The organism is Deltaproteobacteria bacterium, from assembly GCA_028818775.1.
In the GTDB taxonomy this organism is placed as follows: domain Bacteria; phylum Desulfobacterota; class Binatia; order UBA9968; family JAJDTQ01; genus JAJDTQ01.
Genome location: JAPPNE010000052.1, coordinates 99,413 through 112,526, shown reverse-complemented (window position 1 = coordinate 112,526; position 13,114 = coordinate 99,413). Strand labels below are relative to the sequence as shown.

Below are 13,114 nucleotides of genomic sequence, written 5' to 3'. Positions count from 1 at the left end.
CGACCCACTGGAATGACTCATGTTTCTTCACGTGACAAAGGCGACGCCGCTCGACGGCTTTCGCGTGCAGGTGTGCTTCGATGACGGCCGCGAAGGCGTGGCGGATCTTGCGGAAGCGCTGACCGGGCCGGTGTTCGAGTTGCTGAAGGATCCGGAGGTATTCCGGCAGTTTCGTGTGGACGAAGAACTTCAGACTATCGTCTGGCCCAACGGGACGGACCTGGCGCCGGAATACATCTACTACCAGGCTTTTCGGAGCGATCCAGCGCTCCAGGACACCTTCCGCAAATGGGGATACATCACCTGACCCGCCCCAGCCGTTGCCGCCGGTGACAGGCACCCGAATCCTTGGGAACGTGGAATCGCAAGCAGCGCCGTCACCGCAGAAACCACGGCAGCACCCGAAACCCCTTGAAGTGGACCGCAGATTGCGGATTGCTGGATTGGCTGGAACCTACTCCCCCGCCACGGTCATGCGCCCGACCTTCACCGTGGGCGCGGCCACCGGACTCTGCGGGCGGAGGTCGTTGCCGACCATCTCGATCCGGCTCAGCATGTCGTTGAGGTTGCCGGCGATGGTGAGTTCTGAGACGGGGTAGGCGAGCTCGCCGTTCTCGATCCAGATGCCGGCGGCGCCCCTGGAGTAGTTGCCGGTGACGGCGTTGAAACCGAAGCCCATGAGCTCGGTGACGTAGAAGCCGTCCTCCACCGAGGCGATGATGTCCTCGGGGCCGTGTTCGCCGGGGATGAGGTGGAGGTTCATGGGGGAAACCGCCGAGGGTTGCCCCACGCCCCGCGCGGCGTTGCCGGTGGATTTGCCGCCGAGCTTGCGCGCGCTGTAGGCGTCCAGGAGGTAGCTTCGCAGGACGCCGGCCTCGACCACGTCCTTGCGCTGGACGCCGACGCCCTCGGCGTCGAACGGGCGCGACCCCAGGGCCCGCGGAATCGTGCCGTCGTCGACGATGTGGACGAGGTCGGACGCCACGCGCTCCCCGAGCCGGTCGCACAGGAAGGAAGCGCGCTGATAGAGGACGTAGCCGGAAATTGCCTGGGCCACGTGCCGCACCAGGGTGCCGGCGATGGACGCGTCGAAGACCACCGGCACCTCGCGGCTGCGCACCTTGCGGGCGCCCAGCCGCCGGACCACGCGGCGGCCGGCCTCCCGGCCTACCTCCTCCGGAGAATCCAGCGCGTCGCGGCGGCGCGCGGCCGTGTACCAGTGGTCCCGCTCCATGGAGCCGTTGGACGTCGCCACCGGGGCCAGGGAGAGATGAAAGCCGGACGTGGCGTACTCGCCGGCAAAGCCCTGTGAATTGGCGTGGATGACGCGGTTGAACGAACTTGCAAACTCGGCGCCCTCGGAGTTGGTCACCCGCGGGTCGTATTGCAGCGCGTGCTCCTCCGCCGTGCGAGCGGCATCGATGCCGTCCTCGATGGGGAGCCCCTGGGACTCCTGGTCCAGCAGGTCCAGGTCCGGCACCTCGGCGGCCATCTCGCCGGCTTCCGGCAGGCCGCCGAATTCGTCCCGTGCCGTGGCCCGGGCCATGGCGCAGGTCTCGTCAACCAGGCGGTCCAGCGAGGCGCGCGACAGGTCGGAGGTGGAGGTGGCGGCGGCGCTCTGACCGAAGAAGAGGCGCAGCCCGAGGCGCATCTCGTGCGCCTGGCTCACGGTCTCCACCTCGCCGAGCCGCACCTTCACCTGCACGCCCTCTCGCTCGATCAGCGTCACGTCGCCCTGGGAGGCGCCCTTGTCCTTCGCCCGCGCCAGCAGCCCCAGCGCCAGCTCCCGATCCATCGGCAAACGCTCCATGTCCGTCCTCAGCCTTGAAAGCCGCTCGGCCCGCGCACCGACGTGCCGCCCACCACGAGCTGGTCCACCCGGATGGTGGGCAGGCCCACGCCCACGGGCACGCCCTGGCCGTCCTTGCCGCAGGTGCCGATGCCGTCGTCCAGCGCCAGGTCCGCTCCCACCCGGCTGACCCGCGTGAGCACGTCCGGCCCGTTGCCGATGAGGGTGGCGTCGCGCACCGGGTGGGTCACCTTGCCGCCTTCGATGCGGTACGCCTCGTTGGCGGAGAAGACGAACTTGCCGCTGGTGATGTCCACCTGTCCGCCGCCGAAGGAGACCGCGTAGATGCCGTCCTTGACCGAGCGAATGATGTCCTCGGGGTCCTCCTCCCCCGCCAGCATGAAGGTGTTGGTCATGCGCGGCATGGGGACGTGGGCGTAGCTCTCGCGCCGGCCGTTGCCGGTGAGCTCCATGCCCAGCAGGGCGGCGTTCAGGCGGTCGTGCATGTACCCGCGCAGGATGCCCTTCTCGATCAGCATCGTGCGCCGGGTGGGCGTGCCCTCGTCGTCCACGTTGAGGGAACCGCGCCGCCAAGGGATGGTGCCGTCGTCCACCACCGTGCACAGCTCGGTGGCCACGCGCTCGCCGATGCGCCCGGAGAAGGCCGAGGTCTTGCGCCGGTTGAAGTCCGCCTCGAGACCGTGCCCGATGGCCTCGTGCAGCAGGATGCCGGGCCAGCCCGGACCCAGCACGACATCCATGGGGCCCGCGGGCGCGGCCACCGCGTCGAGGTTCACCAACGCCCGGCGCACGGCCTCCCGGGCGCTTGCTTCGCAGCGCTCCGCGTCGACGCAGTCGTCCAGCGCCATGCGCCCGCCCCAGCCGAAGTAGCCGGCCTGGCGGTTGCCCTTGTCCTCCACGATGCAGCGGACGTTGCAGCGCACCAGCGGCTGGAAGTCTCCCAGCACCCAGCCCTGCGACGACGCGACGAGCACCACCTTGTTCTCCAGCGACAGGGTGGCGAAAACGCCCTTGACGCGTGCATCGGCCTTGCGCGCGAACCGGTCCAGGTCCTGCAGGACGGCGATCTTGCGCTCCAGGGGGACGCCGGAGAAGGAGTGGGGCACGGGATAGAGGTCGTGGCGCGGGGCGGCGGGCGCGGGAACCCGCGCCGGGCGGTCGGAACCCCGGTCGTTGGCGATGACGTTGGCCGTCCGCACCGCCGTGTCCAGGTTCTTGATGGTCACGTCGTCGGTGAACGCGTATCCGGTCCTGGCCTCGGCGAGCACGCGCGCGCCGACGCCGTTGGCGGTGGATACCGACGCATGCTTGACCAGTCCCTCTTCCAGGTGGACCTGGTCGTGGGTGCGGTACTCGAAATAGAGGTCGGCGTAGTCCGCCTGCCGGGCCATGGCCCGTCCCAGCACCCGGTCCAGGTCCCGCGCCGTCACGCCGAACCGCTCGTCGAAGAACGCCGCCGGCGAGAACGCGGGCGGACTCCCTTGGCTCTTGTCCAAGACCGTTCCCTTTCCTTATATCGGACTTGCCTGTATGCTATGAGATCCGGTGCCGTCGCTCCCCTCCGCGGCCGGCACAAGAACAGTGTAACGGCAACACGCACAACATGAAAGGATGCGGGGAGCGGCCGGACACGGTTGCGAGGAGTCGATCCGATGGACCAGAAAATCGTTCACGTTGTCGGCACGGGGACCATAGGCGAGCCGCTCATCGGTATCCTGGCGAGCTTCAGGGAAGCCTTCGGTATCGACGAGGTGACGTTCAACAAGCAGACCCCGCGGGTCACCGACCGCTCCAAGATCACGGCGCTCCAGGGCAAGGGCGCCAGGCTGAGCGTGGACAAGGACCACTGGGACGAGTTCGCCAAGCTCGAAATGAAACCGTCGTTCGACTCCGAAGCCGCCATCGAGCGGGCCTCGGTGGTCATCGATTGCACGCCCGTGGGGAACCAGAACAAGGAAAAGTACTATCAGCACTACGCCGGCAAGAACGGCAAGGGGTTCATCGCCCAGGGCAGCGAGTTCGGGTTCGGGAAGATGTACGCCCGCGGCATCAACGACGCCGCCCTCGACCGGGAGGAGGACCGCTTCGTCCAGGTGGTGAGCTGCAACACCCACAACCTCGCGGTGCTCATCGACACCCTGGCCCTGGGGCCGGAGAAGGAAGACAACCTGGAGGCGGGACGGTTCGTGTGCATGCGCCGGGCCAACGACATCAGCCAGGAGGGGGACTTCATCCCCGCCCCGGAGGTGGGGCGCCATGACGACGAAAGGTTCGGCACCCACCAGGGGCGCGACGCCTACTACCTCTTCAAGTCGATGGGATTCGACCTCGACATCTACTCGTCCGCGCTCAAGATCAACACCCAGTACATGCACACCATCCACTTCAACCTGATACTGAAGCGGGCCATCGACATGGAGCAGATCATGCAGCGCATCCGCTCCAACCGCCGCATCGCCGTCACCAACAAGAAGTCCTCGGCGTCGGTGTTCTCCTTCGGGCGGGACCACGGGCTGTTCGGGCGCATCCTGAACCACACGGCCATCGTCACCCAGAGCATCGCCCTGCGCGGGGAGCGCGAGGTGGTGGGCATGTGCTTCACCTCCCAGGACGGGAACTCGCTCCTGAGCAGCATCGCCGCCACCCTGTGGCTGCTGAATCCGGACACCTACGAGGAGCGGCTCCAGCCCATCCGGCCGTACTTCTTCCGGGAGATCTGACCCGGGCCGGCCATCGCCGCCCCGTCCCCGCCACGGCCGCTGTCTACGGCAGCCGCTCGAAGCGGCCCACGTCGCCCACCGCGATCTGGTTGCGACGCGCCACGCCGGCGCGAACCTCCAGCACGTAACGGCTTGCAACCCCGACGCTGACGGAACGGGTGGAGAACGGCACGGTGTCGTGGATGATCCCCACCACCCGCCGGCGCCCGTCCATGAAGATCATGTCCAGGGACAGGGGCGTATTCTTCATCCAGAAGGAATGGTCCCTTTCCTCGGGGAAGACGAACAGCATGCCCTCGTCGTCCCCCAACTCCTGCCGGTACATCAAGCCCCAGCGCCGTTTCTCCGGAGTATCGGCCACCTCCACGCTGAAGGTTGCCTTGACTCCGCCCGCGCCTTCGAAACTGACCGAGGGGACGCGCTCGCACGCGGCTTGCAGACAAAGCAGCAGCACCCAGACCGGCCACAGCCGCCGCACATGACCCACAACTGAGTTGCTGATTCGCATGATCATCGGCGACAGACCTGTCAATTCGGCCGCCCTGGTTGCCGGTACATTAGCGCTGTGCGCTGGTTTCGGCTAAGTTAGGCGGCTGGAGTCGAAAACACCCTCGGAGCCTCCCCAACACCCTCTATATCCAGTCATGATCCAACCTTCGTACCGCGAGTTCGCGGCACTCGCCAAGCGCGGAAACGTCGTTCCGGTGTACGAGGAAACCCTCATGGATTTCGAGACGCCGGTGTCGTTCTACAACCGCCTGAAGAAGAGCCGGCACTCGTTCCTGCTGGAAAGCGTGGAAGGGAGCGAGCGCTGGGCGCGCTATTCGTTCCTGGGCACCGAGCCCGAGCTGGTGTTCAAGGCCTGGGGGCGCGAGGTGGAGGTGACGGAGGGGCGAAGGAAGAAGAAATGGACCTGCGATGATCCGCTGAAGGCGCTCACGGAACTTCTCGGAGAGTACCGGCCCGCCAACACGATTCCGGATCTGCCGTTCACCGGCGGCGCCCTGGGATACGTGGCCTACGACGCGGTGGAACGGCTGCACGGGGTGGCCAATCCGGACCGGAGCGCCAACCGCTATCCCGACGTCTATTTCCTGCTGGTGCGCACGCTGGTGAGCTTCGACAACCTCAAGCACACCATCACGATCATCGACAACGTCCACATCGACACCAACAAGAGCCTGCGCGTCCTCTACGGCGAAGCGGTGGCCCGCATCGAGCGCGTGCGAACCTCCCTGCGGAAGTCGCCCGAAGCCCTGGAGGCCAGAAGCCTAACCGGGACCGGTGGCGGCGTCCGGTACCGTTCCAACGTCACGCCGCACACGTTCCGCGCCATGGTGCGCCAGGGGAAAGAGTACATCGCGGCCGGCGACGTCATCCAGGTGGTGCTGTCCCAGCGGCTGGAGGCGAAGACTCGGGCCGAGCCCCTGGAGATCTACCGTGCGCTGCGCTTCACCAACCCGTCTCCCTACATGTTCTACCTGGAGCTGGACGACCTCAAGATCATCGGCTCCTCGCCCGAGATCCTGGTGCGCCTGACCGGAAGCCGGATCGAGCTCCGGCCCATCGCCGGCACGCGCCCGCGGGGCAAGGACGCGCGGGAGGAACGGGAGTTGGAGGAAGATCTTCTCGCGGACCCGAAGGAGCGCGCCGAGCACATCATGCTCGTGGACCTTGGGCGGAACGACGTGGGGCGGGTGGCCGAGGTGGGCTCGGTGGACGTGGACCAGCTCATGGTCGTGGAGCGCTATTCCCACGTCATGCACATCGTCTCCAACATCAAGGCGGAGCTGGCACCGGGAAAGACGCCGCTTGAGCTGTTCGGCTCCTGCTTCCCGGCGGGCACGGTGTCGGGCGCACCGAAGATCCGGGCCATGCAGATCATCAGTGAGCTGGAGCCGGAACGGCGCGGGCTCTACGCCGGCGCGGTAGGGTACCTGAGCTTCAACGGCAACCTCGACACGTGCATCGCCATCCGCACCATCACCCTTCACAACGGCAATGCGGTGATCCAGGCCGGCGCCGGCATCGTCGCCGACTCCGACCCCGAGACGGAGTACGAGGAGACCCTCAACAAGGCCCGCGGCATGCTCAAGGCCATCGAGCTGGCGGAGTCCTGGCGCAAGGAGCGGCAGCAGACGGCATGATCCTGCTCATCGACAACTACGACTCCTTCACCTACAACCTCTACCACTACCTGGCCGAGCTGGGCGCCGATGTGCGCGTGGCCCTCAACGACAAGATCAGCGCCGACGCGGTGGACGAGATGCGCCCGAACGCCATCGTCGTGTCGCCCGGCCCGTGCACGCCCAACGAAGCCGGTGTCTCGTGCGAGGTCATCCAACGCTGCGGCTCCCGCATCCCCATCCTGGGCGTGTGCCTGGGCCATCAATGCATCGGCGCCGCCTACGGCGCCCGCGTGGTGCGCGCCGCCGAGATCATGCACGGCAAGATGTCGGACGTCACCCACGACGCCCGCACCATCTACCGCTCCCAGGCCAACCCCTTTTCCGCCATGCGCTACCACTCCCTCGTGCTCGACCCGGAGAGCCTCCCCGATGAACTCAGCGTCAGCGCCCGCACCGCCGACGGCGTCATCATGGGCGTCCGCCACCAGCGCCACCCGGTGGAGGGCGTCCAGTTCCACCCGGAGTCGATCCTGGCGGAGGGCGGGAAGACGCTGCTGAAGGATTTTCTGGAGTGCTACGCGTGAGATGTTCGAGCCATACGCCCTACCACCCTACTTGGAATGGGATTCGCCTGGACGACGCAGCGACGATGTCGCACACAGTTTTAGCCGGAATCCCGGAGAATTCGCTGATGTTGAAAGCTCTTGCGAAGAGAAGCGGGCTGCTGTAACATAACCTTGGTTACATTAAAGTATGTGGTCTTCCACATTAATTTGTGTGTACGAGCACCGAGATGTCTTATAGGGAGTTCCTAGTAGAACTTGGGAAGGCTGGGTTGAGCGTCCGTGCATTCGCTGGACTCTTGGGTATGAACCCGAACTCAATCTCCAACTATGCGCGCTCAGGCGAAATTCCTACTCATCTCGCTCTCATCACAGTCCTTATTGTCGGGGTCAGCGAGATGGGTGGAGACTATCGACGGATCCTGTCGAAAGTGGAACTCATTCCAAAGAAGCCACGAGGCGGCGCCCGCCAAGGTCATTTCGGGGGCGACCGTCAAAGCAATCTGGCGCTAGATGGGTGATGCGGTGTCGAAAGGAGCTAAGTCGGCGCCGCGTTTGTCGGCCGATCACTCCGAGTTGCAGTTGCGACCGGCGCGCAGGTGAGACCGATGGCCGACGTAGCTTCTTCGCTCATCGACTTTGGCGCTGATCCAACATCTTTGCGTCTGCTCGATGGAGACGGTCCGGAACTCCTTCCTTACGCCACACTGCTGACGGCCCGCCGTAGTGGAAACACCCCGCTGGGTGTGGTGGAGGCCGTCTACGAATGGCAGGGCACGCCCCTGATTTTCTTGGTCGACTCGGATTCCCTGGAAGACGACGAGCAACTCCATCGCGTACGGCGTCTACTCGCCATGCGCGGAGACGCTCCCTATCTTGGTGTAGTCGCCCCCGGACACCTTAGTGTCTACCGCATTGCTCTGGACAAGAAGTCACTACGGCAAGCCCGTGTGGCTTGGCAGTTGGGGGACAGTGCGAGGTCCGTGGCGTTGGCCCGACTCGGCAACATTCGTCCGCAATCGGCCAGCAGGCAACGCGATTGGATTTCCGGCGTTGTCCTCAACTTGCTCACCGGTTCCACAACCGAGATGATCGAGCGATATGCAGTCTCGGACGGAGACGCGGTCTCGCTCGTTGGCCGCGCACTCTTTACGAGGTTCCTTGCGGATCGGAACCTGCTGCCGGACGGCTTTTCCAGTGCCGCTAGTCTCTTCGACACCCGCGAGTTGGCCGAAGTCACATCGAATTGGCTTGATGAGACGTTCAACGGTGACCTGCTACCTCTCTCGGAAAATATCTTCACGACCTTACCTGATGGCGCCTATCGTGCGTTGGGAGACGTGCTTCGGCGGGCACCGGATAGCCAGTTGTTTCTTGGCTGGGAGCAGAAGTGGGACAACCTTGACTTCGCACATATTCCGGTCGGGGTTCTGAGTCAGGCATATGAACTCTATTTGAGAAACCACGCGCCACGTCGGCAAAGGCGCGAAGGAGGTTATTATACACCCAGACTGATCGCGGATCTGATGGTCCGGGCGTCCTTCCGCGCGCTGGGTAGAGAAGGAGTAGGCAAAACCGCTAAGATTCTCGATCCAGCGGCAGGTGGCGGCATTTTCTTGCTGACAGCGTTTCGCGAATTGATCGCGGAGCATTGGAGAGCCGACAAACAGCGGCCCGACACCAATGCGCTCAGGCGAATCCTCTCTAACCAGATCGTGGGTCTTGACACCAACGAAGCCGCACTCCGGTTTGCGGCACTAGGCCTGTATCTCGCGTCAATCGAGCTGGATCCCAATCCCAGACCGGTCGACAAGTTACGGTTCGACAATCTACGCGGAACCGTGCTGCACAGGGTAACGGCCGAAGAGGAAAGTGCGGGACTCGGAAGCCTAGGGCCTTTCGTCGGAGCCGAGCATGTCGGACAGTATGACCTCGTCATAGGCAATCCGCCTTGGGCAAGCGGCACGAAGTTGCCGGATTGGGACCTTGTACGTCAAACGGTGGCTCGCATCGCGGCGGACAGGAAGGTCACAAACGCATCGCCACCCTTGCCGAACGAAGGGCTCGATCTGCCGTTTGTGTGGCGCGCAATGGAATGGGCGAAGCCAAACGGACAGATCGCCTTCGCACTCCATGCCCGTTTGCTCTTCCAACAGGGTGACGGGATGCCGGAAGCGCGCCAAGCTCTCTTTGAAGCGCTTGACGTCACATCGATCATCAATGGAGTGGAACTGAGGCAAACGAAGGTCTGGCCTCAAGTTTCGGCTCCTTTTTGTATCCTGCTCGCTGCCAACCGAACACCAGGTACTGGGGGCGGTTTTCGTTTTGTCACTCCCCGGATAGAAGGTTCCCTGAATGGCGCTGGCAGCATGCGCATCGATGCGCTGAATGCCGAAGTCGTTCCTTCCCGCCAGCTTATCGAGACACCCGATATCTTGAAAATACTGTTCCGCGGAACGAAAGCCGATTTCGCGATCGTCGAACGGATTCGCGCGTCGGGATTCCCAACACTGGGCGCGTTCTGGCGCGAGACGATCGGTGTCACGGAGGGAGGCCAGTTGCGAGGTAGCGGCAACGGGTACCAAGCGCTTAGACCGAGCAGTCGGGTGCGGCAGGGAGGCGACGGTCGGCCCGGTGTCGATGCGAGCTACCTTTGGGAGCGGCCGGAAATTACGGTCGCATCCCTCGCGAGCATCTTCGTCGATAGCGAAATTCTCAATGCTTTTTCGCTTGATCGCATTCACGATCCCCGATCACCAGATTTGTTCGCTGGACCACTAGTCGTCGTACACAAATCCCCACCTGCAACGACAGGGCGCATTGGTGTGGCGATCTCTGAAGAGGGTATCGTTTTCAACGAGACGTTCTACGGATACAGTCCGTGCCAGCATCCTGATGCCAGCATGCTAGTTCGCTATCTCGCACTCGTTCTGGGAAGCAAACTGGTCACTTGGCTGGCACTTGTCACGAGCGGCGAGTTCGGTTTCGAGCGAGAAGTGATAGAGAAGGCAACGCTGGATCGTATTCCCTTGCCGAATTTTCACAAACTCCAACCATACCAGCTTGTTGAGATCGCGAATTTGACCGACGGCCTGAATTCGGGGGCAGTATCCTGGCACGACGTGGATGAATGGGTGATGCGCTTGTATGGCCTTGGTCCGCGCGACATGCAGGTCATTGCCGATACACTGGAATTCAATCTGCCTTTTGCCACAAACCAACGGAACGCCCAGGCTGTCCCCTCTCCGGACGAAAAAAAGCGGTTTTGCGAGATTCTCACAAGAGAATTGACACCCTGGTGCGAACGGTTCGGCTTGACGCTGACCGTGCGCCAGATTCCTTCTCCGGAGATATCGCCGTGGCAAGGCATCGATGTACGGACAACGTTTCGCGGGGAAGGGGAAGCAGCAAAAGCAAGCGATTGGGAAGGGTTGATTAGAGCAGCTGACGAAGCGGCGGCGTCTGAGGTCCTCGTTCGCGACGGAACCGATGGACTTCTGATCGGGCGGCTCGCTCAACGCCGTTATTGGAGCGAGACGCAGGCCCGGTTGCTTGCCCAGCGCATTATCTGGTCACACGTCGATCTGCTGAAAGGGCCTGCTACCAAATGAAGGGCTCAGCAATTCGCCCGCGACCGGATCAAATCGCCGAATTGACTCGCGGCCTTCGGCTTCCACTGCCGGAGATCGCGAAGGTGCACCTCGAAATCATTGCGGAGGGGTTGCTTCGGGCTTTCAATGATATCCGGACACAGAAGCCGGCTACAGTGGCCTCGGGTAACGAGCCGGAGGTAACTGCCTTGATGGAGGCGCGCCTCAATCGGCTGATCGAACAGGACCCCTTCTGGGGTAACCTTGTCCTTTGCGTCGCACGAGGGAAGGAGAGTCTAAGTTTCAATGGTCTACATCTTGAGAAACGTCCCGACCTATCTATTTATCTGTCCGACAGGACACGACGGTTTCCACTCGTCACGGAAGCCAAGATACTGGATGCTGCCACCTCAAAGACGGAAGCCTTGTACTGTGAACATGGCCTTCGTCGCTTTGTGGACGGTGACTATGCGTGGGGCAGCCGCGAAGCATTTATGATCGGCTACGTTCGTGATGGATCGTCGATCAGCGCCAACCTGACACCGTTTTTGTCGAGGGCTGCAACGCAAGATCCTTCGAGTTATCTAGTAGAAGAGTTCCCGGTCGTTGTGGGACTTGGTTCTTCCGATCTGGCGTGTTCACGACATGGCAGGCGTTTTGTTTACAGCATGCAGTCGCCACCCACACATAAGCCGGGACCGATCTCTGTGTGGCATGTTTGGCTGTCATAAGGGAAGGGTTTGGTGCGTGGTGGTAGTTGGACAGCGGCTTTCAAGAGAACGGTCGAATCCTGCGCCGAGGATAGGTGGGCACGCTCACGTGAAAGTCGAACCGAAGCCCGGTGCCGCGTCGAGGACATCTTCGATACGGCCGGTTCTCAGCAACTCAAGAGGTAGCGCAGCGGTGTCTTCAAACGGCCACTCCTGGGTGAGAAACGCCCACGCCAGTTCGGGGTCTCCCACAGCAGCGGCGACATCCGCCAAGCCGGCGACCACCCGTCCGGGGCCGAGAATCTGTGCCGCGGGGATGTTCAGTCCTCGCTTCGTCGACCTCCAGGCAAGAAGAGTTCTCCTTTCCACCCAGTCATAGATAGTGGTCCGGGAGACCTTAAGCCGCGCCGCCGCCTCGGAAACGCTCAGGATGTCCTCGTCACCACGACGAACGACGAACGGGCGCAGCCTTTCCGGTATGTCAACGACAGCGCTTCGTTCTTCGGCCTCGCATTGCGCGGCGGCCGTTTCCAGGGCGACTGCGACCGCGAGATGCGCCTCACGCGGGTGGTCGCGAACAAAATGCCTGGCACTGCTCGACAACCCCGGGAAACCCTCGGCGAGCAATCCCATCGCCTGCTTCATCGATCCGGTAGACTCGGCCATGTCACCCTCACACCCTGTTTCGTAGCCAAGGACAAGGATACGACACAATGTCCAGTTTGTAAAGAATGTAGGCCATGACAGACCGCGCAGGCGCGCACGTTCGGGCGGCGCTTCAAGCCGACGGAACGCCAACAGTGAGATGTCGAGGCGGGTCGGGCCGCCGCCTGAACTCAGACCTGCTGGGCCGCGTAGGCGCGGGCGCACTCTTCGCTGCAGAAGTAGTGGCCGCCGGAGCGGTAGGCTTCGTTCTTGGGGACGTAGCTCTTGCAGTGGGGGTCCAGGACCATGGACTCGCCCTGGGAGGGGTCGGAGGCGCTGCCTTTGCCTTTCTTCTTGATGCTCGAGTAGAGCAGCACCAGGAACAGGTAGACCAGCAAGCCCAGTATCAGAAACTTGAGGAACATGGCGGCGTACCGTCAATGATCGTCGTGGCTCATGCGCCTCCGGGAGAGGTTCCTTCCCGGATCCGTTTGTCGTCGTCCACCCGCGCCAGCAGTCCCCGGACATCGCCGTCCAGGCGCGGGTGCCTGAGATCCGGCGCGATCTCGCACAGCGGAACCAGCACGAACCGGCGACGGTGAAGTTCCGGGTGCGGGATGGTCAACCCGGGTTCTTCCAAAACCATATCATCGAAGAAAAGGATGTCCAGATCAATGACCCGGTCCGCCCAGCGCACCGGGCTGGGCCGGCGGCCCATCCTCGCTTCGAGGGCCTGGCAGTGCCGCAGGAGCGTCTGCGGTTCCAGGCCCGTGTCGACGGCCACGGCTCCGTTGACGTACCATTCCGAGCTGGCGGCGCCCCACGGCTCGGTGGCGAACCAGCTCGACACCTGCCGCAGCCGGGTTTGCGGCATTCCACCGATCTCCCTGACGGCGCGGCGGCAGTTCGCCTCCTTGTCTCCCTGGTTCGAGCCCACCCCGATGTAG

At 63.3% G+C, this 13,114-nt stretch carries 13 protein-coding genes; 7 read left to right on the top strand and 6 right to left on the bottom strand.

Annotated elements, in window-relative coordinates; translation table 11 throughout:
* Positions 1 to 19: 19 nt before the first annotated feature.
* A complete protein-coding gene (locus OXU42_06405; GenBank protein MDE0029012.1) occupies positions 20 to 307 on the top strand; it encodes a DUF2442 domain-containing protein in 288 nt (95 codons plus the stop codon).
* 147 nt (positions 308 to 454) lie between these two features.
* Here OXU42_06405 and OXU42_06400 read toward each other — a convergent pair whose 3' ends face one another.
* Both OXU42_06400 and tldD read right to left on the bottom strand, forming a co-directional pair.
* The gene (locus tag OXU42_06400; protein MDE0029011.1) at positions 455 to 1,810 is read right to left on the bottom strand and encodes a metallopeptidase TldD-related protein; all 1,356 of its coding nucleotides are present in this window, start codon (positions 1,808 to 1,810) and stop codon (positions 455 to 457) included.
* An 8-nt stretch (positions 1,811 to 1,818) separates the two neighbouring features.
* Complete coding sequence (gene tldD, locus OXU42_06395) at positions 1,819 to 3,306, bottom strand: metalloprotease TldD (GenBank protein ID MDE0029010.1); 1,488 nt, start codon at positions 3,304 to 3,306, stop codon at positions 1,819 to 1,821.
* A 156-nt stretch (positions 3,307 to 3,462) separates the two neighbouring features.
* Here tldD and OXU42_06390 point away from each other — a divergent pair, with 156 nt between their 5' ends.
* On the top strand, positions 3,463 to 4,530 hold the full coding sequence (locus OXU42_06390) for a hypothetical protein (protein MDE0029009.1): 1,068 nt from the start codon (positions 3,463 to 3,465) through the stop codon (positions 4,528 to 4,530).
* Between the two features lie 43 nt (positions 4,531 to 4,573).
* Here OXU42_06390 and OXU42_06385 read toward each other — a convergent pair whose 3' ends face one another.
* Positions 4,574 to 5,044 (bottom strand): DUF192 domain-containing protein, encoded by a 471-nt coding sequence (locus OXU42_06385; GenBank protein ID MDE0029008.1) that lies wholly within the window; start codon positions 5,042 to 5,044, stop codon positions 4,574 to 4,576.
* 130 nt (positions 5,045 to 5,174) lie between these two features.
* Between OXU42_06385 and trpE the strand changes: the two genes are divergently transcribed.
* The 5 genes from trpE (at position 5,175) to OXU42_06360 (ending at position 11,543) form a co-directional block, all read left to right on the top strand.
* On the top strand, positions 5,175 to 6,677 hold the full coding sequence (trpE, locus tag OXU42_06380; GenBank protein MDE0029007.1) for an anthranilate synthase component I: 1,503 nt from the start codon (positions 5,175 to 5,177) through the stop codon (positions 6,675 to 6,677).
* Positions 6,674 to 7,243, top strand: coding sequence for an aminodeoxychorismate/anthranilate synthase component II (locus tag OXU42_06375; GenBank protein MDE0029006.1), 570 nt, complete (start codon positions 6,674 to 6,676; stop codon positions 7,241 to 7,243). The genes trpE and OXU42_06375 overlap by 4 nt, the downstream gene beginning before the upstream one ends.
* A gap of 209 nt (positions 7,244 to 7,452) precedes the next feature.
* Positions 7,453 to 7,743, top strand: coding sequence for an XRE family transcriptional regulator (locus OXU42_06370; GenBank protein MDE0029005.1), 291 nt, complete (start codon positions 7,453 to 7,455; stop codon positions 7,741 to 7,743).
* A gap of 87 nt (positions 7,744 to 7,830) precedes the next feature.
* Complete coding sequence (locus OXU42_06365; protein MDE0029004.1) at positions 7,831 to 10,833, top strand: N-6 DNA methylase; 3,003 nt, start codon at positions 7,831 to 7,833, stop codon at positions 10,831 to 10,833.
* A gap of 83 nt (positions 10,834 to 10,916) precedes the next feature.
* Positions 10,917 to 11,543, top strand: coding sequence for a hypothetical protein (locus tag OXU42_06360; protein MDE0029003.1), 627 nt, complete (start codon positions 10,917 to 10,919; stop codon positions 11,541 to 11,543).
* Positions 11,544 to 11,627: 84 nt separating this feature from the next.
* Here OXU42_06360 and OXU42_06355 read toward each other — a convergent pair whose 3' ends face one another.
* From OXU42_06355 to folK, 3 genes are all read right to left on the bottom strand, one after another.
* On the bottom strand, positions 11,628 to 12,188 hold the full coding sequence (locus OXU42_06355) for an excisionase family DNA-binding protein (protein MDE0029002.1): 561 nt from the start codon (positions 12,186 to 12,188) through the stop codon (positions 11,628 to 11,630).
* 170 nt (positions 12,189 to 12,358) lie between these two features.
* Entirely contained in the window at positions 12,359 to 12,592 is a 234-nt protein-coding gene (locus tag OXU42_06350; protein ID MDE0029001.1) for a PP0621 family protein, read from the bottom strand.
* Positions 12,593 to 12,621: 29 nt separating this feature from the next.
* Positions 12,622 to 13,104, bottom strand: a complete 483-nt coding sequence (gene folK / locus OXU42_06345) for a 2-amino-4-hydroxy-6-hydroxymethyldihydropteridine diphosphokinase (GenBank protein ID MDE0029000.1) — start codon at positions 13,102 to 13,104, stop codon at positions 12,622 to 12,624.
* Between the last annotated feature and the right edge of the window lie 10 nt (positions 13,105 to 13,114).

Coding starts and splice junctions, on each gene's coding strand:
- OXU42_06405 (MDE0029012.1), top strand. CDS start 20: ATGTTTCTTCACGTGACAAAGGCGACGCCGCTCGACGGCTTTCGCGTG.
- OXU42_06400 (MDE0029011.1), bottom strand. CDS start 1,810: ATGGAGCGTTTGCCGATGGATCGGGAGCTGGCGCTGGGGCTGCTGGCG.
- OXU42_06390 (MDE0029009.1), top strand. CDS start 3,463: ATGGACCAGAAAATCGTTCACGTTGTCGGCACGGGGACCATAGGCGAG.
- OXU42_06385 (MDE0029008.1), bottom strand. CDS start 5,044: ATGATCATGCGAATCAGCAACTCAGTTGTGGGTCATGTGCGGCGGCTG.
- trpE (MDE0029007.1), top strand. CDS start 5,175: ATGATCCAACCTTCGTACCGCGAGTTCGCGGCACTCGCCAAGCGCGGA.
- OXU42_06375 (MDE0029006.1), top strand. CDS start 6,674: ATGATCCTGCTCATCGACAACTACGACTCCTTCACCTACAACCTCTAC.
- OXU42_06370 (MDE0029005.1), top strand. CDS start 7,453: ATGTCTTATAGGGAGTTCCTAGTAGAACTTGGGAAGGCTGGGTTGAGC.
- OXU42_06365 (MDE0029004.1), top strand. CDS start 7,831: ATGGCCGACGTAGCTTCTTCGCTCATCGACTTTGGCGCTGATCCAACA.
- OXU42_06355 (MDE0029002.1), bottom strand. CDS start 12,188: ATGGCCGAGTCTACCGGATCGATGAAGCAGGCGATGGGATTGCTCGCC.
- OXU42_06350 (MDE0029001.1), bottom strand. CDS start 12,592: ATGTTCCTCAAGTTTCTGATACTGGGCTTGCTGGTCTACCTGTTCCTG.